This is a genomic window from Bacillus sp. BR3(2024), assembly GCF_039134555.1.
GTDB classification, from domain to species: Bacteria; Bacillota; Bacilli; order Bacillales; family Bacillaceae_G; genus Bacillus_A; species Bacillus_A cereus.
On record NZ_CP152433.1, the window covers coordinates 3,957,914 to 3,976,761 of the forward strand.

An 18,848-nucleotide genomic window follows, 5' to 3' on the forward strand; every position below is an offset into this window, starting at 1 on the left:
CCCCCTTATATGATTGATACGTTTTTTGTACAAACTACTTTTTTTATTATATATACTGCCTGTTCTAACTCTTCATTCGTGACAATGAGTGGCGGTAATAGTCTTATAACATTAGGGCCTGCTTGTAATACGAGAAGCCCTTCGTTTTCTAGTTGTTCTATAAAACTTGCAACTTCATGCTTACACTCAATCCCAATCATAAGCCCCTTACCACGTATATTTTGAATACATTCGACATGCTGTAATTCCTCTTGCAACTTCTCTAATACGTACTCGCCCTTTTCTTGTACTTCTTTTAAAAACGATGGTTTTTTACTCACTTGCAATACTTCTTTCGCTGCAGCCATCGCGATGTAATTCCCACCAAAAGTTGAACCGTGTGATCCTGCAGTAAACGACGTTCCGAGCTCTTTCCGGCCAATCATCGCTCCGACAGGAACCCCATTCCCAAGTGCCTTTGCAACGGTAACGATATCAGGCTCTATTCGCACTTGTTCATAAGCGAATAGTGTTCCAGTTCTTCCTATCCCCGTTTGTACTTCGTCTATAATAAATAAGGAACCGAACTTATTACATAATGTTTCAATCTCTTTCAAAAAAGATAGATCGGCAGGTATTACTCCTCCCTCTCCTTGAACAACTTCTACCATTACCGCCGCAACTTCTTCATTCATTACTTCCTCTAATGCTTTAATATCATTAAAAGGGATATGTAAAAAAGATGGAAGTAATGGACCAAATCCTTCTTTTACCTTATCTTGGCCTGTTGCACTCATCGTTCCAAATGTTCTACCGTGAAAAGACTGCTGGCATGTTACGACGAGAGATTTTCCAGTATGCTTACGTGCTAACTTTAAAGCCGCTTCATTTGCCTCTGCCCCACTATTACAGAAAAACACATAATCTAATGCTCTATTTTCTGTTAATAATGACGCAACTTCTTCTTGTAAGCTGTTTGTAAACAGATTAGATATATGCCATATATCATCAAGTTGATCTTGTACACCTTTGAGAACAGTAGGGTGACAATGTCCTAAATTACATACGCCAATTCCTGATGTGAAATCTAAATATTCCTTACCGTTATTATCAATAACTTTCGTTCCAGTTCCCTTTACAAACTCAATAGTTCTTCTGCCATACGTTTGAAAAAGATGACTCGTCATGCAATACTCACGCCTTTCGTTACCGTCGTTCCAATACACTCTCCCGTAACCTCAGTAAAATCTTTTGTACCATTCACAATACTTATCTTTTGCACTCCCATTTTTAATGATGCTAGTGCCGCCTGTACTTTCGGAATCATCCCACCTGTAATAACACCTGTTTCTATAAAAGTAGCAATTTCAGATTCATCCGTTTCCTTTACCAAATTCCCTTCATGTAATATTCCATCTACATCCGTAATAAAAATCAGCTCTTTTGCCCCTAACGCGGCCGCAATCCCAGCTGCAGCATTGTCCGCATTTATGTTATAAATTTCATTACCATTTACCCCGATTGGAGCAATAACAGGAATATACCCCATATTTATTAATCCTTTTAATAAGGCTGTTTCTACATAACTTACTTCTCCCACATATCCTATCTCCTCGCTGACAGGTTGAACTTGAAGTAAATTGCCGTCACACCCTGAACAACCTACAGCAAGTAAATTATGCTTTTGTAAATTCATTACGAATTTTTTATTCGTACTTCCGCATAGCACCATTTGAACAACATCCATAACTTCTTTTGGTGTTATCCGTAATCCATCTCTTTTTTCTACGTTGATGTTACAATCTTTTAATTTGGCATCAATTTCTGGTCCACCACCATGAACAATCACTACTTTATACTTCTGTTGCAATTTCTTTATACATTCAAAAAACACATCATTTAATTGATTCAACATACTACCGCCGCATTTCACTACAATATAATCGCTCATCTTCTCTCTCCTTATGTACGATAACAAGCATTTATTTTCACATATTCATAGCTTAAGTCACAGCCCCAAGCTGATCCTGTCTCTTCACCTAAGTGTAAGTACACATTAATGACTATTTCATCTTCTTGTAATCTCTCTTTCATTTCTTCTTCAGAAAATATTTGAGGCTCACTATTTTTTAATACCGATATAGATTGAAGAGTAATGTCAATTGTGTTCGGATTAATAACTACTTCACTTTGTCCAATACTGCTAATAATTCGCCCCCAGTTTGGGTCTTCACCATGTATTGCTGTTTTCACAAGACTCGAACCGACTATTTGCTTTGCAATTTTTTTTGCCTCTTCATTCGTTTGAGCTCCTAGCACATTTACTTCTATTAACTTCGTAGCGCCTTCACCATCTTGCGCAATTTTTTTTGCTAAATCTTCACATACCTTCTGTAAAGTACATACGAAAGTTTCCCAATCTGTATGTTCCATATTTATCGGGCTTGTTTCTGATAATCCACTTGCCATAACGATGACCATATCATTCGTAGAAGTATCTCCATCTACCGTAATTTGATTAAATGTATGATTCGTAATTTGGGATAATGCTGTTTGCAATACGTCATGCTCTATATGAGCATCTGTCGTAATAAAACTAAGCATCGTTGCCATATTCGGATGAATCATCCCTGAACCCTTTGCAACACCCGCAATCGCCACTTTCTTCCCATCAATAATCATTTCATAGCAAGTTTCTTTCGTGATAAGATCCGTCGTTAAAATTGCTTCAGAAAAAGAATACGCTCCACTTTCTTCCTTCGTCGGTATAAGAGTTGCAATCCCCTTTCGGATTATATCCATCGACAGTGGAACACCAATTACACCTGTTGAAGCTACTGCAACGTAATTTTCTTTCACTCCAAAATGTTCCGCCCCTAACGCGCGCATCTCGTATGCGTCTTGTAATCCTTGCATTCCAGTACAAGCATTTGCATTTCCACTATTAACGATAATTGCTTGTAACTTCCCTTCTGCCGTTATACTATCCTTCGTTACTTGCAAAGGGGCTGCTTGTATTTGATTCGTTGTATACACAGCGGCACATGATGCTGGTACGTCACAAACGATTGCCCCTAAATCCTTTTTCTCCTTTTTCAGACCATTTACAGTACCAATTGCCGAAAAGCCTTTAGGCGTTACAATTGAACCATTTTCTAATTTTGTAATAGACGCTACTTTAATCATCATGTCCCCCTTATAGATAAAGCGGCATATGTTGTAAACCTGTTGTCTCTTCTAGTCCCGCTATTATGTTTGCATTTTGAATCGCTTGCCCAGCCGCGCCTTTCATCATATTGTCTATAACAGAAACGACTGTAACTCTTTCAGTTCTTTCATCGTAAGCTATGCCAATATCACAATAATTTGAGCCTCTCACTTCTTTTGGACTTGGAAATTTCCCTTGCGTACAAATTCGGATGAAAGGCGATTGTTCATACGTTTCTTCATACAATTTTTGAAGTTGCTTTATTTCCATCTTTTGTTTTACTTTTGCATAAAGTGTAATCATAATTCCTCGTGATATCGGTATTAAATGTGTGCTAAATGTAATTGGCTGTGATCCATTATTCCATTCTGTAAGCATTTGCTCAATCTCTGGAACGTGCTGATGCTCATTCACTTTATAAATGTGCAAGTTATCATATAGCTCAGGAAAGTGAGTCATTGTTGTTGGTGTTTTACCTGCTCCTGATACCCCTGATTTCGCATCAATAATAATCGAATCTTCTTCAATCATGCCGCTACGTACTAACGGCGCTATCGCTAGCAATGTGGCTGTAGCAAAACATCCTGGGTTTGCAATTAAATTTGCCTTTTGAATCCCAGTCCTTTTCCATTCACTTAACCCATACACTGCTTTTCTAAGAATTTCTTCTTTCGCTGCTGGCCTTTTATACCACAGTTCATATGACGAAGGATCTATCATACGAAAGTCTCCAGATAGGTCAATTACTTTTAAACCTTCTGCTAATAACTTGGGAGTTAACTCCGCCGATACTCCTGCTGGTGTTGCTAGAAATACGATTTCTGCTTCTTTCCCTATTGTCTTCACATCAATTTCTTGTAACGTATGAACGAGAACATTTCGAAGATGCGGATATACATTTGTTATACACTCACCAACTTGCGAAAAAGAATGAAGAGATGCTATCGAAAAATATGGATGTTGTTCTAATAAACGAATTAATTCAATGCCCCCATATCCAGTGGCTCCAATAATTGCGACTTTCATAAGTTCCTCCTCAAATCGATTCTTTAAATTAAGTATGATTATAATATTGTATATTTATAGAGTCAATTAAATATTTATAAATTTTTAAATCTAAAAAAACTTAATTTTATTAGAAAAATAATATACTCAACCGAATTTTTATACAAAAATAGTGCATAGTAGTTTTTTTATTTCACTTCAAGTACAATAAAACAATACATACGTACATACAGGCGGAAAAAAATATGAACGAAAAATTAATTGAGAAAATGATTATAAAAAGTTTTCAGCAATATCAATGCAGTCCAATATCAAAAGAAGATCAGGAAATGCTAGTGAAACATATTCAAACGGTGACTCATTCAAATATTGAAATTGATTTATACGAGGAGATTGAGGATATTGTTTATGATAATGTGACTGGAAAACAATAAAAAATAGGAGATTTCCATGTGGAAATCTCCTATTTTTTACTTAATGATTTACCTGCTACACGTTCAAATAAACCTGGGAATAAAGCATAAAGTTTTGGACCAATTCCCATCCACTTCGGTAAGTTTACTTCACGTTTTTTCGTGTGCATCGACTTTACGATTTGTTCTGCTACGTATGTTGGTTTTAACATGTAACGTCCCATATTCTTTACATATGTACCAGATTGATCCGCTATTTCAAAAAAGTTTGTATCTATCGGACCTGGATTAATTGCTGTAACATAAATATCTGTATTCGCTAATTCCATGCGTAAACTATTCGTAAATCCTAATACAGCATGTTTCGTTGCTGCATACGCACTTGATTTCGGAGTTGCAATTTTTCCGGCAAGTGAAGCAATATTAATAATATGTCCTTCGTTCTTGTTTACCATATAAGGTAGTACCGCTTTCGTACATGCTACTAATCCAAATACATTTACTTGGAACATATCTTTTACTTCACCCATTGACGCATCTTCAAACGTTTTAAAAATACCAAATCCCGCATTGTTTACTAATATATCAATACGTCCCACTTCTTGTAATACCTTTGAAAAAACAGACTGTACTTCCATCTCTTCACTTACATCTAATACATAATAATAGCAAGGCGTATTATAAGTTTCTTTAATTTTGTCTACTAACACTTGTAGTTTCTCTTCTGTTCGAGCCATTAATACTGGAGTCGCTCCCTGTGCTGCAACTTGCATTGCAACTTGCTCACCAATCCCACTAGAAGCACCTGTAATGACGATTACTTTATTTTGTAAACGTCCTGTCATTGCTGTCACCTACTTTGCATAATAAATCAATTGTTGCGATGACTCATCAATCATCACTTGTTGATTATATGCTAAATAGTCCAATTGTCCAACCGTTTCTGAAATAGTAAGTGGTAATTGTTCTTTATATAATACCGGAAATAGTTTTACACATACTTCAAATGCTGTCATTGGTTTTTCCTTTAATAACTCAAGCACTTTAAAAGCACGTGTTTCTTGCTTTTGTAATCTCGTTTCAATAAGTTGTTTCACATTTAGAACATCTTCCCCATGCCCTGATAAAATGCGTGAAATATTCATTTCGCTTAAACGCTGTAATGTTTGATTATATTGTAGTAATGGGCGTGCCCGCTCTGTTTGCCCTTCATATGGCGGTTCTAGTATTGGATTCGAAGAAATATGACTAATGAGAGCATCTCCACCAATTAATATTCCATCAGATTCTCTATATAAAGAAATATGAGTAGAAGCATGACCTGGTGTTTCAAGTACTGTAAATCCAGGCAAAGAATCAATACGATCTCCTTCTCTCACAGTATGCGTTAACGATCTATTACAAGAATATTTAAGTGTCCTCGTCGTCAATAACGACTCGTCTTTCAAAAATGCTGCTGGCACACCAAACTGTAAGGCCGTCTCTCTAAAAAATTCATGATACCGCTTTAAAAATTCTGGATTTTGTGTAATCCAAGGCTCATTCCAAGGATGTCCAATAATATTCGTCTTCTCAGAAAATATATTTAAAAGTCCACAATGATCTGCATGATGATGCGTAATGACTACTGTTTCAATATCTTCTATCGTATGTCCTAATGCACCTAATTGACTTTCTAACGCATTCCTTGCCTCTTCTGTATTCGTCCCTGTATCAATTAATGTTAATGTCTCCCCCTCAACTAAAAACACATTCACAGTTTCCACTGCAAATGGTACAGGAATCTCCATTCGGTGAATCGCCGTCATGCTTAGCCCCCCCTGTCTCTTTCCGGTTCAAAAATGAATACTTCTTCAGTTTACAACTTCTATATATATTTGTCATTATTTTCAGATAAAAAGAGGTGTTTCCTATAAAAAAACGAATGTATGTACATTTATAAGAATTTCTAACCAAAATTAAAGGAGGAACATCATGTCTATTCAAAACATTTCCTTTCTCGGTGCAGGCTCTATTGCCGAAGCTATTATTGGTGGCTTGTTACATGCAAATGTCGTTAAAGGTGAACAAATTACTGTAAGTAATCGTTCTAACGAGACAAGATTACAAGAGCTACATAAAAAATACGGTGTCAAAGGTACTCATAATAAAAAAGAATTACTTACTGATGCAAATATTCTTTTTCTAGCAATGAAACCAAAGGATGTTGCAGAGGCGCTTACCCCTTTTAAAGAATACATAAATAATAACGTGCTTATTATTTCATTACTAGCAGGTGTTTCTACTGACTCAATTAGAAAACTACTTCAAAAAGACGTTCCAATTATTCGTGCAATGCCAAATACATCCGCAGCCATTTTAAAATCAGCTACCGCTATCTCCCCTTCAAAACATGCAACAGCGGAGCATATTCGCACTGCTACATCTTTATTTGAAACGATTGGTCGCGTCTCTGTTGTAGAGGAAGAAGATATGCATGCTGTCACTGCATTATCCGGAAGTGGACCTGCTTATATTTATTACGTAGTGGAAGCTATGGAAGAAGCTGCAAAAAAAATCGGTTTAAAAGAAGATGTTGCAAAATCACTTATTCTTCAAACGATGATTGGTGCTGCTGAAATGCTAAAAGCAAGTGACAAACACCCTTCTATTTTGAGAAAGGAAATTACTTCTCCTGGTGGAACTACCGAAGCAGGTATTGAAGTATTACAAGAACATAAATTTCAACAAGCACTTATTTCTTGTATTACACAGGCAACGAAACGATCACATAATCTTGGAAAAACATTAGAACAACTAACAAAAGAAAAATAGAAAAAGGAGCTCAAGTTTATTTGAGCTCCTTTTTCTATAATTACACTTAGTTATTGTTCTTCCCAAAAATCTCTTCTTGCAGGCGACGACCAGTCGGCGTTGCTGCAAGTCCACCTTCTGCTGTTTCACGAAGTGCTACTGGCATCGTTTGTCCGATTCTAAACATTGCCTCAATTACTTCATCACATGGAATTGTACTCGTTACACCAGCTAATGCTAAATCTGCTGAAATCATCGCATTCGCAGCTCCTGCTGCATTACGTTTTACACAAGGTACTTCTACAAGTCCTGCCACAGGATCACACACTAAACCAAGCATGTTCTTTAATGAAATTGCCATCGCTGTAGCTGCTTGATCTTGTGTTCCACCAGCCATCTCAACTGCGGCTGCAGCCGCCATTCCACTTGCTGAACCAACTTCAGCTTGGCATCCTCCCGCTGCACCAGAAATACAAGCGTTATTCGCAACAACCATACCGAAAGCTCCTGCTGTAAATAAGAATTCAATCATTTCTTCACGTGTAGGCTGCAATTTTTCTCTTAGTGCAAATAGTACACCTGGCACTGTTCCAGCAGAACCTGCTGTTGGTGTTGCACAAATAATCCCCATCGCTGCGTTTACTTCATTTGTTGCAACAGCTTTGCTTACTGCATCCAAAATCGTATCTCCAGATAAGCCTTTTCCGCTCTTCATATACGCTTGAACTTTTACAGCATCTCCACCAGTTAAACCAGTTGGTGATTTCACGCCGCGAATACCACGTTCTACTGCTTGCTCCATCACGACTAAGTTCTTTTCCATACCAGCAATTACTTCTTCACGTGAAATACTTCTTGTTTCCATTTCACATTGAATCATAATTTCTGCGATTTTTACATTTTGTTCTTTAGCTTGCGCCACTAGTTCCGCTGCGTTCCGAAACATGGTGTGTCCCCCCTGCAATTATTCCATAATAGTTACTTGACAAATATTTTGTTGCGCTTTTATTTCTTCAATTACTTCATCTGCTAATAATTCATCTGTTTCAATGACCATAAGCGCTCTTCTTCCTTTTTCTTTACGAGAAACACTCATTGTACTAATGTTAATCTCATGTTTCGCAAGGATTGAAGCTACCGCTGCAATAGCACCGAAGCGATCGTTATTTACAATAAGTAGTGCTGGGCTCGTGCCTGATAATTGAAGATCGAATCCGTTTAATTCTACAACTTCAATTTTACCGCCACCAATTGAGCAAGCAACAACTTCAATTTCATCTTCACCTTTATACAAACGAATTCTCGCTGTATTTGGATGAGGTGCATTGGCATCTTCTTCAATGAATTCCACTTCAATTTCGCGCTCTTTTGCTATTTCTAGCGCCTCTGGAATACGTAAGTCATCTGTTTCAAATCCTAATATTCCACCGATTAGTGCTACATCCGTACCATGCCCTCGATACGTCTTTGCAAATGATCCATATAACGAAATGCTTACTCTTTCTGGTTCATGACGAAACAGCTGGCGAGCAACTTGCCCCATTCTTGCTGCGCCTGCTGTATGTGAACTTGATGGTCCAATCATAACTGGACCGATAATATCAAATACTGAGCGATACTTCATCATAACTCCCCCTAAACCTCTATGAAAAAATTTATTCTACTATTCTATTAAGCTGCTACATCTGTCGCTTTTCCAGTTGTACCACGAATTTGTTCTGCTGTACGAATTGGATAGTTTTTGAATAAAAGTAATCCAATATAACCTGAAATAATACGAGTTATCATAATACATAAGAATCTTAGCATTATTTTCATTTAAAAATGATACAAGATAATCCAGAATAAAGTCTGGTAGCAATCCAAAGTTTAACACAGAAGCCATTGCAAGCATAGCATAAACAAGTGATATAACCATTGCTAATGCAACTAAATTTGCACCCGCTATTCCGCCTAGACTACCTGCTGATGTTCTGAACTCTTTTAAAGAGTGGTGTACCAATTAAATCTCCACCACCTTATTAATAAAAAGCTTCTACTAAGGAACTCGCAATAGCTACACTTGCTAATCATATCGTTTAGCTAAAAAGTGAAAAAGACTTATGACAAATAATAGTAATATCTTTCCTATTATAATTCTCGTGTTACTCTCTCATGATTTAGTCAACTTCACTTGTTACGATAATGACTAAAATACATGCGACTTATCATAAATTATAATCTGCCCTCATTATAGCTTGTTTTTTATAAAACGCTTACTTTTGTTGAATTTTAAAAGTTCTGAATAAAAGTCCATTTCTGCTATTTGTATCACTTGTATGTCATCTGACTTATATAACAGTTTTTCTAAATAATCATTATTTCGTATTTTTATCCTATATATTCAAACCATCCTAATTTTCTGTATCATCCAAGTATAAGTATAAAATAATAACAGTTTTATTTTTAAATTTTTTTAGACATAAAAAAATGGTAACCTGCCGTTACCATTTTTTACAAAATTATTATTTTTCTACTGGGAATGATTTCAAATCTGTCGCTATTTCTGTATTAGAAAACAACTCTCTAGCCTCTTTCAATAATTCCTTATATGTATCTCCTTGATAGCGAGAACTAATGTGAGTTAATATTAGTCGCTTCGCATTTGCCTGAAGTGCAATGCTCGCAGCTTGCTTAGATGTAGAATGAAAATAATCATACGCTTGTTGCTCATCTTCTGCTGCGAAAGTCGCTTCATGGACAAGTACATCTGCATCTTGCGCAAGCTCCCTACTCGCTTCGCAATATCGCGTATCACCTAAGATAGTAATAATTCTTCCTTTTTGAGGTGGGCCGATAAACTCATTTCCATTTAATATCGTGCCATCCTCTAATTCAACTACTTCTCCATCCTTTAAACGTTTAAAGATTGGACCTGGTTTCACACCCATCTCAAGCAACTTATCAACTAAAAGAGCACCTTGTATATCTTTCTCTACAATACGATATCCAAAGCATTCTATACCGTGTGACAATCTTTTCGTTTCTACATAAAATTCATTATCTTCAAATACAGTACCTTCTTCTGTTATCTCCACAACTTCAAGTGGATATTTCACATGTGTCGTACTTACCGATAATGCCACTTCAATAAATTGTTTAATTCCTTTCGGTCCATACACCGTTAAAGGCGTAGTTCCTCCTTGAAATGAACGGCTACCTAATAAACCAGGCAATCCAAAAATATGATCGCCATGTAAATGCGTAATAAATATTTTTTCAATGCGGCGCGGACGTACAGATGTATGTAATATTTGATGTTGCGTGGCCTCGCCACAATCAAATAACCAAGTTTGTCCTCGTTCTTCTAACAATTGTAAAGCAATTGCTGAAACGTTCCTTCCTTTTGAAGGAACACCTGCACCAGTTCCTAAAAATACAAATTCCACTTTCTTTCCTCCAGCTCTAAATATACTCTATCTCTCATCTTACGGAATGTTATTTCAAATGGCAAATTGAATTTACATAACCAAACATCTAGACAACTATATAACACGAACGTTATACCCAAAAAATTTAGCTATCGTTCGTGTTTTGTGTTAAAATAATTATACTACATTTTAAGGGAGCGTTTTATTATGAAAGAAGTATTTCGTTTACAAACTGATTTTTCATCTTCATTTGATCGCTGGGTAAGTTCTTTCGTGTCTGATCACCCAGCACAATTAGAATGGACAACTTTAAAGGAATTAATCCATGAATATACAACATCACATACAAATGATACGTTACCAGCATATATTTCTTCAGCTTTAACATATTACGCCCAACGCGTTTCAACTACAAACAGTTCAGAGATTGTTATTTTTGAAAACCCTACAATCTCGTAATCTATAATAAAAAAGCACTGGTTACAGTGCTTTTTTATTTATACTTATTTAACAAATGATCATATTCCATCCAAAAGTCGGTATACATACTTCGCTCAAACTCATTTAAAATTATCTTTTCACTTGATTTATTGAATAATTCTTTTGCCTGTAGCGCAAAAGAAACAATTTGTTTTCTATATTCATTTTCATTTACTTCTATATGAAGCCCTTCATAGTATATAGCCTTTTGATCAGTAGAAATAACTTTGACAAAATCCTTTAAAACCACATTTTCACCTATATGGTTTATAGTCCAATGAATTGAAATTGGGCATCCTAACATGAGCATAGTGCCACATCCGTGCAAAATAAGCCCCTCTTCATTTTCAATATCACAAATATATTCTTTATCTAAAGTTCGTAACAGAGCTAAAGCTGATTCACTTATTCCCCATTCCTCATCCATACCTGTTTGTGTAATAATCGTTCCATCCACATTTAAATAAATTTCCCCGTGAGAACATAAATCTTCCTGCTCATTAAACAACCACTTTTGATTCTCAATATTTATAATAAAATTTTGTGGTACCATTACAAATTCCCCTTTTATAAAAATATTTATTTTTCATATTATTTATAATCAATATCATACATTTCATCCCACATATCTATTATAAATCCGTTTAATATTTTAAAAACACAGATAAAAAAGATATTGACACTACAATTTTACAGTGCTAACATTCAACATGTAATTGAATATGGTCTCTGTTAGGTGAGGCTCCTGTATAGAGAAACGCTGCTGCCCAAAAATGTCGAGAGACGCCAATGGGTCAACAGGAAAGGTCGGAATGAAGGCCTTTTTTAATGTAGCTGGTTTCAGTACCTATGCTATACAGTGCTAAAACTCAACGAGGGAGAGGTGCATGTATTTTGTCATACACAAAAACTGTTTTTATTTATGTCTACTAACAGTCTTTGTTGTGGACTCTTTTAACTGCGAATTCAGACCTTTACTCGTTTTGAGTAAAGGTCTTTTTACGTCTATATGCACCTTACTATGAAACAAACATAGCATATTCAGAAACTACTAAATTGTACGGAGGTGAGGAACAGTTGGCAATTGATGATTCGGCCCATATACCCATACGTTTTACATTCATATTTCATCATGTAGGTAGGAAAGAAACTGTTCCTCACCATTTCAAATAGTTAGGTAACAGATTGTTTCCTCCTTCATGACAGAGGAGGAACTACCGATGTTTAATTTACAAAGACAAGAAACAAAGCATGCTTATGAGCAAGATAGCATGAAAATAAATAACGAATTATTAGTGGAGGTTGCAACACAAGATGTAAGCTCTGCGTTAAAACTTTTAGAAACAACACAAGATGGATTATCTAAACAAGAAGCGTCTCGTAGACTTTCTTTATACGGTCCGAACGAAATAGCTCATAATAAAATAGCGCCGTGGTACATTCAATTTCTGTTGGCATTTAAAAATCCATTTATTTTCGTTTTATTAGCTCTTGGAGCACTCTCCTTTTTCACGGATGATATGCAAGGAACAATTGTCGTATCTGCAATGGTACTACTTAGTGCAACAATTCGGTTTTCCCAAGAATTTCGTTCTCAAAAAGCTGCCGATAAGTTAAAAGCTATGGTTCGAACAACTGCAAGCGTATTTAGAATAAATGGATTTGTACATGAAACAAAAAATGTAACGAATTTAAATCGAAATTACACAACAGAAATTCCAATTGAGGAACTTGTACCTGGCGATATCATTTCCCTTTCAGCCGGTGATATCATTCCAGCTGATGTGCGTATTGTATCCGCTAAAGATTTATTTGTTAATCAATCTTCTTTAACAGGGGAAGCACTTCCTGTAGAAAAATACGAACACTGCTACCATACAGAAAATAAGCATATCTTACCGACAAACATGAAAAAAAATTACAATCCACTCGATATGGAAAACCTTTGTTTCATGGGAACAAATATTGTAAGTGGTAGCGCAAAAGCTGTTGTCATCTCAACAAGTACCGATACGTATTTCGGCTCTTTAGCCAATAAGGTAATTGGAAAGCGTGTAGAAACAAGCTTTGATAAAGGTGTAAACAAAGTAAGCTGGCTCTTAATTACATTCATGCTTATTATGGCACCTATTGTCCTTCTCATTAATGGATTCACAAAAGGTGATTGGCAAGAAGCTTTCTTCTTCGCTATTGCCGTCGCTGTTGGCCTTACACCTGAAATGTTACCAATGATTGTAACTGCTAATTTAGCTAAAGGTGCCGTTAAAATGTCTAAACAAAAAGTAATTGTAAAACAGCTAAATTCTATTCAAAACTTAGGTGCTATGAACATTCTTTGTACAGATAAAACCGGAACTTTAACAGAAGATAAAGTTGTCCTTGTTCGTCACTTAGATTCCAAGGGAAATGAATGCAATCGCGTCTTGCAATTTGCCTATTTAAATAGTTTCTATCAAACTGGATTGAAAAATTTAATAGATAAAGCTGTTATTAAGCATACAGAGGAAAACAATACATTTAATCCATCAGCTTTTCAAAAGCTAGATGAAATTCCATTCGATTTCGCCCGCCGGCGTATGTCAGTCATCGTAAAGGATATTTCAGGTGAACATACAATGGTTTGTAAAGGTGCCGTAGAAGAAATTTTATCAATTTGTAACTACACTGAAGTGGATGAAAAAATCGTTCCACTCACCGAGGAAATACGTTCAAATGTCAAAAAAATAAGTGAGACACTAAATAGTGAAGGTATGCGGGTTATTGCTGTGGCTTATAAAAAAGATAGAAGAATAAATGATACAGAGTACGCAGTAAAAGACGAAACTGATATGATTCTCGCTGGATATATCGGCTTTTTAGATCCACCGAAACCATCTGCAGCAGCTGCAATTCAAGCATTACAAAAACATGGTGTACAAGTGAAAATTTTAACTGGCGATAACGAAATTGTTACAAGAAAGGTTTGTAAAGAAGTTGGATTAGATATCTGCGAACCAATCCTCGGTTACGAGATTGATTCTTTACCAGATAAAGCATTAGCAAAACTTGCCGAAGAAACGACTGTATTTGCGAAGCTTAATCCCATGCAAAAATCTCGTATTATACACGCATTACAAGGAAATGGATACACTGTAGGTTACATGGGAGACGGCATTAACGATGCTGTAGCATTACGTGAAGCTGATGTCGGAATATCTGTTGATACTGCTACTGATATTGCGAAAGAAGCTTCCGATATTATTCTACTCGAAAAAAGTTTAACTATATTAGAAGCAGGGATTTTAGAAGGACGTACTACATTCGGAAATATTTTAAAATATATTAAGATGACAGCTAGCTCTAACTTCGGTAATGTGTTTAGCGTGTTAGTAGCAAGTGCTTTCATTCCTTTTTTACCGATGCTTGCCATTCATCTTTTAATTCAAAACTTACTTTATGATATTTCACAACTTTCTATTCCATGGGACAAAATGGATAAAGAGTTTCTAGAAAAACCACGAAAATGGGATACTGCAAACTTACGAAACTTCATTATTTGTATCGGCCCAATTAGTTCTATATTTGATATTATCACATACGTAGTCATGTGGAATGTATTTGGTGCAAATACACCGAGCGAGCAATCATTATTCCAGTCCGGTTGGTTTGTCGTTGGGTTATTAACACAAACTTTAATTGTTCACATGATAAGAACACAAAAGATTCCATTTATTCAAAGCACTGCATCAACACCAGTCGTTTTATTAACCGCTCTTATTATGGCAATCGGGATTTATATTCCATTCTCACCACTTGGTGCAGCCGTTGGTTTACAAGCGTTGCCACTTAACTATTTCCCTTGGTTAGTAGGAATACTATTAGGCTACGCTTTTTTAACACAATTCCTGAAAAAGCTTTATATTAAAAAGTTTCATAGCTGGTTGTAAAAATAAGAATGAGTGGGTATCCCCCGCTCATTCTAAAAAACATAACACATATTATATATGGAGGTGACCATGATGGTATGGTACGACATTGTATTCAGGTTAGTTATAGCAATTATTGTAGGAGCTTGCATTGGAATGGAAAGACAATGGAGACACCGAATGGCTGGGTTACGGACAAATGCTCTCGTATCACTTGGTGCCTGTATATTTGTTTTATTATCCGTCATGCTTGATCATGATGCTAGCCCATCCCGCATTGCTGCTCAAGTCGTTAGTGGTATTGGATTTTTAGGGGGTGGCGTTATTATCCGCGATGGTTTTAGTATTAGAGGGCTAAATACAGCAGCTACTTTATGGTGTGCAGCTGCTGTCGGTACTCTTACAGGCGCCGGTTTCCTCGTTGCAGCTATATTAGGTGCAGCCGGCGTGTTACTAGCAAATATACTTCTTCGCCCAATTGCTCTTTTTATGAATAAAAAATCAAAAGAAGAATCACCAGAACAAACGAACTACTTACTTTCCCTTACTTGTTCAGAAGAAAATGAAGCACATATTCGTTTTTTACTTATGCATATGGTAAGTACAGAAGGAATCGGTTTAAAAGAGTTGTATAGTGAAGACGTAGATTCTAATCAAAAGGTGTGTATACAGGCTACATTACATTGCAAGACAAATGCGGCTATCTTAATTGAAAAAATAGTAAGTAGAATGCTATTAGAATCTGGCGTTACTGGAGCTGGATGGAAGACTTCTTTAAATTTAGAAGCGAGTTAACTAGGAAAGGTGTCATGATTTTACTACTTCATGACACCTTCTACATAAACTTATTTTCTAACTTTTGTTGAAACGACTTCTCTTGCTTACGTAGTAGTTGACTACCTCGTTGTAAAATCGGTGTTCCATACTTATCGTTAATTTGATCAATGACAGCAAGTAGTGGTTCTTTTTTCGCATCCTCTTCAAATGAAAATAAATCTAATTGTTTCACCGATTCTGTCTTCCACTCTATTTCAGTAGCTGTAACACCTAGTAAACGAACGGAATCACCATCCCAATGTTGCTTCCATAAACGGGATGCTGCTTGAAAAATATCGCGTTCTTCCCAAATTGCATTTTTCAATTGCTTACTCCGTGTTACTGTTCGCCTATCATGGTATTTAATCATAATTTGAATATTATAGCTGACAAGGGTTCGCTTTTGTAATCTTTTACTCACTGATTTTGATAACCGTTCTAACATATCAAGTAATTCTTTCTCTTCATCCATATCCTTTGAAAAAGTCATCGAGTTACCGACACTTTTATGTTGGCCCATTTGACTCGGATCCACTTCCCTATCATCCGTACCTTTTGCACGCTTTTGTAAATCAATACCGTGCTTGCCAATTTTAGCGCGAATGATATGCTCGTCTCCCTTCGCTAACTGTTCAATTGTATGTATATGAATTTCATTTAATTTTTCAGCTGTTTTTTCTCCAATCCCATGCATTGCTTCAACTGAAAGTGGCCAAATCATTTCTGGAATATCACGTTTTCGAAGTACGGTAATACCGAGAGGTTTTTTCATATCAGAAGCTGTTTTTGCTAGGAAAAGATTTGGAGCGATTCCGATACTACACGGAAGCTGCAACTCTGTTAATAGTGCTTGTTGAATCATCTTTGCTATTTCAAGAGGCGAACCAAGTGCGTAGCAATCTGTAATATCTAAATATCCTTCATCTATTGAGACTGGTTGTATCTTTTCTGTAAAACGAGAAAGGACTTGAAACATTTGAAATGAAGCTTCGCGATATAATGTGAAATTAGGACGCCTTACAACTAATTGCGGGCATAACCTTTTCGCTTCCCAAAGGGGCATCGTCGTACGTATTCCGTATTCTCTCGCCTCATAACTACATGTTATAATAATTCCTTTTCTCTCTTTTTCATTTCCAGCAACCGCTAATGGCTTTCCTTGTAATGATGGATCATGAGCAATTTCAACAGATGCGAAAAAGCAATTCATATCTACATGTAAAATAACACGACCATTTTTCGGATACATTTCTCGCATAGTACTCACTCCCTAATCAGAACGTTCGTTCTTTTATTATATCAAATTTTGCACAATAGTTATAATAATTACTTGTTCTTTTTTATAATCGATATAAATCGAAACTTTAATCAACTCTCACTAATCGGACTTTTACGGGCAGCAGGACCCCCACCTAACTTCTTTACTTTCGCTGAATTTTGAGGTAGGGGTCTTACTGTCTGGCAAATAGCGGGATAAACTCAACTATACATTCCTTGTAGTTATATTAATCATTGCAATTAATTAATTATTTACTACTTCCGATTTTCAATATGAATACGTTAAGGTTATTCCCTCGTCTAGTACATTTAGCAACAACGTATATACTTCCATAGTTTTTCTTATATTCGCTTATACGTCTTGTCAAAGCAATCGAATCAAAATAAAAAGCGTGTAAATCATAATTGATTTACACGCTTTTTCTATTCCATTACTTCGCTACTTCTTCAATAATTGCAACAACTAATTCTGCTGTTTTTGCTAATTCTTCAACAGGAATCTTCTCGTTTGTTGTATGAATTTCTTCATAACCAACCGCTAAGTTAACTGTTGGGATACCATGTCCTGCAATTACGTTTGCATCACTTCCGCCACCACTTTGGTGAAGAGAAGGTGTACGACCAATTTTTTCAGCTGCACGTTTTGCAACTTCTACAACGTGATCGCCATCAGCAAATTTAAATCCTGGGTACATAACGTTTACTTCAACGTCTGCATGACCGCCCATTTCTTTTGCAGTTGTTTCAAATGCTTCTTTCATTTTCGCAACTTGTGCTTCCATTTTCTCATTAATTAAAGAACGAGCTTCTGCAAAGATTTGTACATGATCGCAAACGATATTCGTTTGTGTACCACCTTCAAAACGTCCAATATTTGCAGTCGTTTCAGAGTCAATGCGACCAAGTGGCATCTTCGCAATTGCTTTCGCTGCGATAGTAATTGCAGATACACCTTTCTCCGGCGCTACACCAGCGTGAGCTGTTTTCCCGCGAATAATTGCGTTCACTTTCGCTTGTGTTGGAGCTGCAACAACGATTTCACCAACTTTTCCATCGCTATCTAATGCGTAGCCATATTTCGCTGTAATACGCTCACGGTCTAATGCTTTTGCACCAACAAGACCTGATTCTTCTCCGACTGTAATAATAAATTCTATTTTACCATGAGGGATATTTTTCTCTTTTAAAACACGGATTGCTTCGAACATTGATGCTAATCCAGCTTTATCATCCGCACCTAAAATTGTTGTACCATCTGATACGATATATCCATCTTTAATAGAAGGCTTAATTCCATTACCAGGAACTACTGTATCCATATGAGAAGTAAAGTAAATTGTATCAACACCATCTTTTGTTGCTGGTAAAGTACAAATTAAGTTACCTGCACCATGACCAGTTACAGCCATTGTGTCATCTTCAAATACTTCTACACCTAAATCTGTAAATTTCTTCGTTAATACTTTGCAGATTTCTGCTTCAAATTTCGTTTCAGAATCTACTTGTACTAATTCCATAAATTCATTTACTAAACGTTCTTGATTAATCATAAGACTGCGCC

Annotated in this window: 18 protein-coding genes and 1 riboswitch; of the genes, 5 read left to right on the forward strand and 13 right to left on the reverse strand. The window is 36.3% G+C overall.

Annotated elements, in window-relative coordinates:
* Positions 1 to 5 precede the first annotated feature (5 nt).
* From V7S45_RS20250 to argC, 4 genes are read right to left on the reverse strand one after another with little or no spacing between them, the layout of a single operon-like run.
* A complete protein-coding gene (locus V7S45_RS20250) occupies positions 6 to 1,166 on the reverse strand; it encodes an acetylornithine transaminase (protein ID WP_000200549.1) in 1,161 nt (386 codons plus the stop codon).
* A complete protein-coding gene (gene argB, locus V7S45_RS20255) occupies positions 1,163 to 1,930 on the reverse strand; it encodes an acetylglutamate kinase (protein ID WP_001286796.1) in 768 nt (255 codons plus the stop codon). The genes V7S45_RS20250 and argB overlap by 4 nt, the downstream gene beginning before the upstream one ends.
* Before the next feature lie 11 nt (positions 1,931 to 1,941).
* Positions 1,942 to 3,165, reverse strand: coding sequence for a bifunctional glutamate N-acetyltransferase/amino-acid acetyltransferase ArgJ (gene argJ / locus V7S45_RS20260; RefSeq protein WP_119683905.1), 1,224 nt, complete (start codon positions 3,163 to 3,165; stop codon positions 1,942 to 1,944).
* 10 nt (positions 3,166 to 3,175) lie between these two features.
* Positions 3,176 to 4,213, reverse strand: a complete 1,038-nt coding sequence (argC, locus tag V7S45_RS20265) for an N-acetyl-gamma-glutamyl-phosphate reductase (RefSeq protein ID WP_000861256.1) — start codon at positions 4,211 to 4,213, stop codon at positions 3,176 to 3,178.
* Between the two features lie 224 nt (positions 4,214 to 4,437).
* On the opposite strand from argC, the gene V7S45_RS20270 reads away from it, so the two are divergent.
* Complete coding sequence (locus tag V7S45_RS20270) at positions 4,438 to 4,626, forward strand: YqzH family protein (protein ID WP_088343927.1); 189 nt, start codon at positions 4,438 to 4,440, stop codon at positions 4,624 to 4,626.
* Positions 4,627 to 4,655: 29 nt separating this feature from the next.
* On the opposite strand, the gene V7S45_RS20275 is transcribed toward V7S45_RS20270, so the two are convergent.
* The gene (locus tag V7S45_RS20275) at positions 4,656 to 5,450 is read right to left on the reverse strand and encodes an SDR family oxidoreductase (RefSeq protein ID WP_000147797.1); all 795 of its coding nucleotides are present in this window, start codon (positions 5,448 to 5,450) and stop codon (positions 4,656 to 4,658) included.
* 9 nt (positions 5,451 to 5,459) lie between these two features.
* The gene (locus tag V7S45_RS20280) at positions 5,460 to 6,413 is read right to left on the reverse strand and encodes an MBL fold metallo-hydrolase (protein ID WP_000125119.1); all 954 of its coding nucleotides are present in this window, start codon (positions 6,411 to 6,413) and stop codon (positions 5,460 to 5,462) included.
* Positions 6,414 to 6,579: 166 nt separating this feature from the next.
* On the opposite strand from V7S45_RS20280, the gene proI reads away from it, so the two are divergent.
* Entirely contained in the window at positions 6,580 to 7,419 is an 840-nt protein-coding gene (proI, locus tag V7S45_RS20285) for a pyrroline-5-carboxylate reductase ProI (RefSeq protein ID WP_089607616.1), read from the forward strand.
* A gap of 46 nt (positions 7,420 to 7,465) precedes the next feature.
* Here proI and sdaAA read toward each other — a convergent pair whose 3' ends face one another.
* The 4 genes from sdaAA to rnz form a co-directional block, all read right to left on the reverse strand.
* The gene (gene sdaAA, locus V7S45_RS20290; RefSeq protein ID WP_000489461.1) at positions 7,466 to 8,344 is read right to left on the reverse strand and encodes an L-serine ammonia-lyase, iron-sulfur-dependent, subunit alpha; all 879 of its coding nucleotides are present in this window, start codon (positions 8,342 to 8,344) and stop codon (positions 7,466 to 7,468) included.
* 18 nt (positions 8,345 to 8,362) lie between these two features.
* Positions 8,363 to 9,022, reverse strand: coding sequence for an L-serine ammonia-lyase, iron-sulfur-dependent subunit beta (gene sdaAB / locus V7S45_RS20295; protein WP_000877445.1), 660 nt, complete (start codon positions 9,020 to 9,022; stop codon positions 8,363 to 8,365).
* A gap of 39 nt (positions 9,023 to 9,061) precedes the next feature.
* On the reverse strand, positions 9,062 to 9,316 hold the full coding sequence (locus tag V7S45_RS20300; protein WP_232732740.1) for a hypothetical protein: 255 nt from the start codon (positions 9,314 to 9,316) through the stop codon (positions 9,062 to 9,064).
* Positions 9,317 to 9,902: 586 nt separating this feature from the next.
* Complete coding sequence (gene rnz / locus V7S45_RS20305; protein WP_000397455.1) at positions 9,903 to 10,826, reverse strand: ribonuclease Z; 924 nt, start codon at positions 10,824 to 10,826, stop codon at positions 9,903 to 9,905.
* Between the two features lie 189 nt (positions 10,827 to 11,015).
* Between rnz and V7S45_RS20310 the strand changes: the two genes are divergently transcribed.
* On the forward strand, positions 11,016 to 11,267 hold the full coding sequence (locus V7S45_RS20310; protein ID WP_000665709.1) for a DUF3932 family protein: 252 nt from the start codon (positions 11,016 to 11,018) through the stop codon (positions 11,265 to 11,267).
* Between the two features lie 34 nt (positions 11,268 to 11,301).
* Here V7S45_RS20310 and V7S45_RS20315 read toward each other — a convergent pair whose 3' ends face one another.
* Positions 11,302 to 11,841 carry a hypothetical protein gene (locus V7S45_RS20315; RefSeq protein ID WP_000249063.1) on the reverse strand — a complete coding sequence of 180 codons (540 nt, stop codon included), beginning with the start codon at positions 11,839 to 11,841 and terminating at the stop codon, positions 11,302 to 11,304.
* Between the two features lie 168 nt (positions 11,842 to 12,009).
* Positions 12,010 to 12,177: riboswitch (M-box (ykoK) riboswitch) on the forward strand.
* Positions 12,178 to 12,508: 331 nt separating this feature from the next.
* On the opposite strand from V7S45_RS20315, the gene mgtA reads away from it, so the two are divergent.
* On the forward strand, positions 12,509 to 15,214 hold the full coding sequence (gene mgtA, locus V7S45_RS20320; protein WP_157797752.1) for a magnesium-translocating P-type ATPase: 2,706 nt from the start codon (positions 12,509 to 12,511) through the stop codon (positions 15,212 to 15,214).
* A 72-nt stretch (positions 15,215 to 15,286) separates the two neighbouring features.
* Positions 15,287 to 15,988, forward strand: a complete 702-nt coding sequence (locus V7S45_RS20325) for an MgtC/SapB family protein (protein WP_000262342.1) — start codon at positions 15,287 to 15,289, stop codon at positions 15,986 to 15,988.
* Positions 15,989 to 16,028: 40 nt separating this feature from the next.
* On the opposite strand, the gene V7S45_RS20330 is transcribed toward V7S45_RS20325, so the two are convergent.
* Positions 16,029 to 17,267, reverse strand: a complete 1,239-nt coding sequence (locus V7S45_RS20330) for a DNA polymerase IV (RefSeq protein WP_001208858.1) — start codon at positions 17,265 to 17,267, stop codon at positions 16,029 to 16,031.
* Between the two features lie 451 nt (positions 17,268 to 17,718).
* Entirely contained in the window at positions 17,719 to 18,837 is a 1,119-nt protein-coding gene (locus V7S45_RS20335; protein WP_000609803.1) for a tripeptidase T, read from the reverse strand.
* Positions 18,838 to 18,848: the final 11 nt, after the last annotated feature.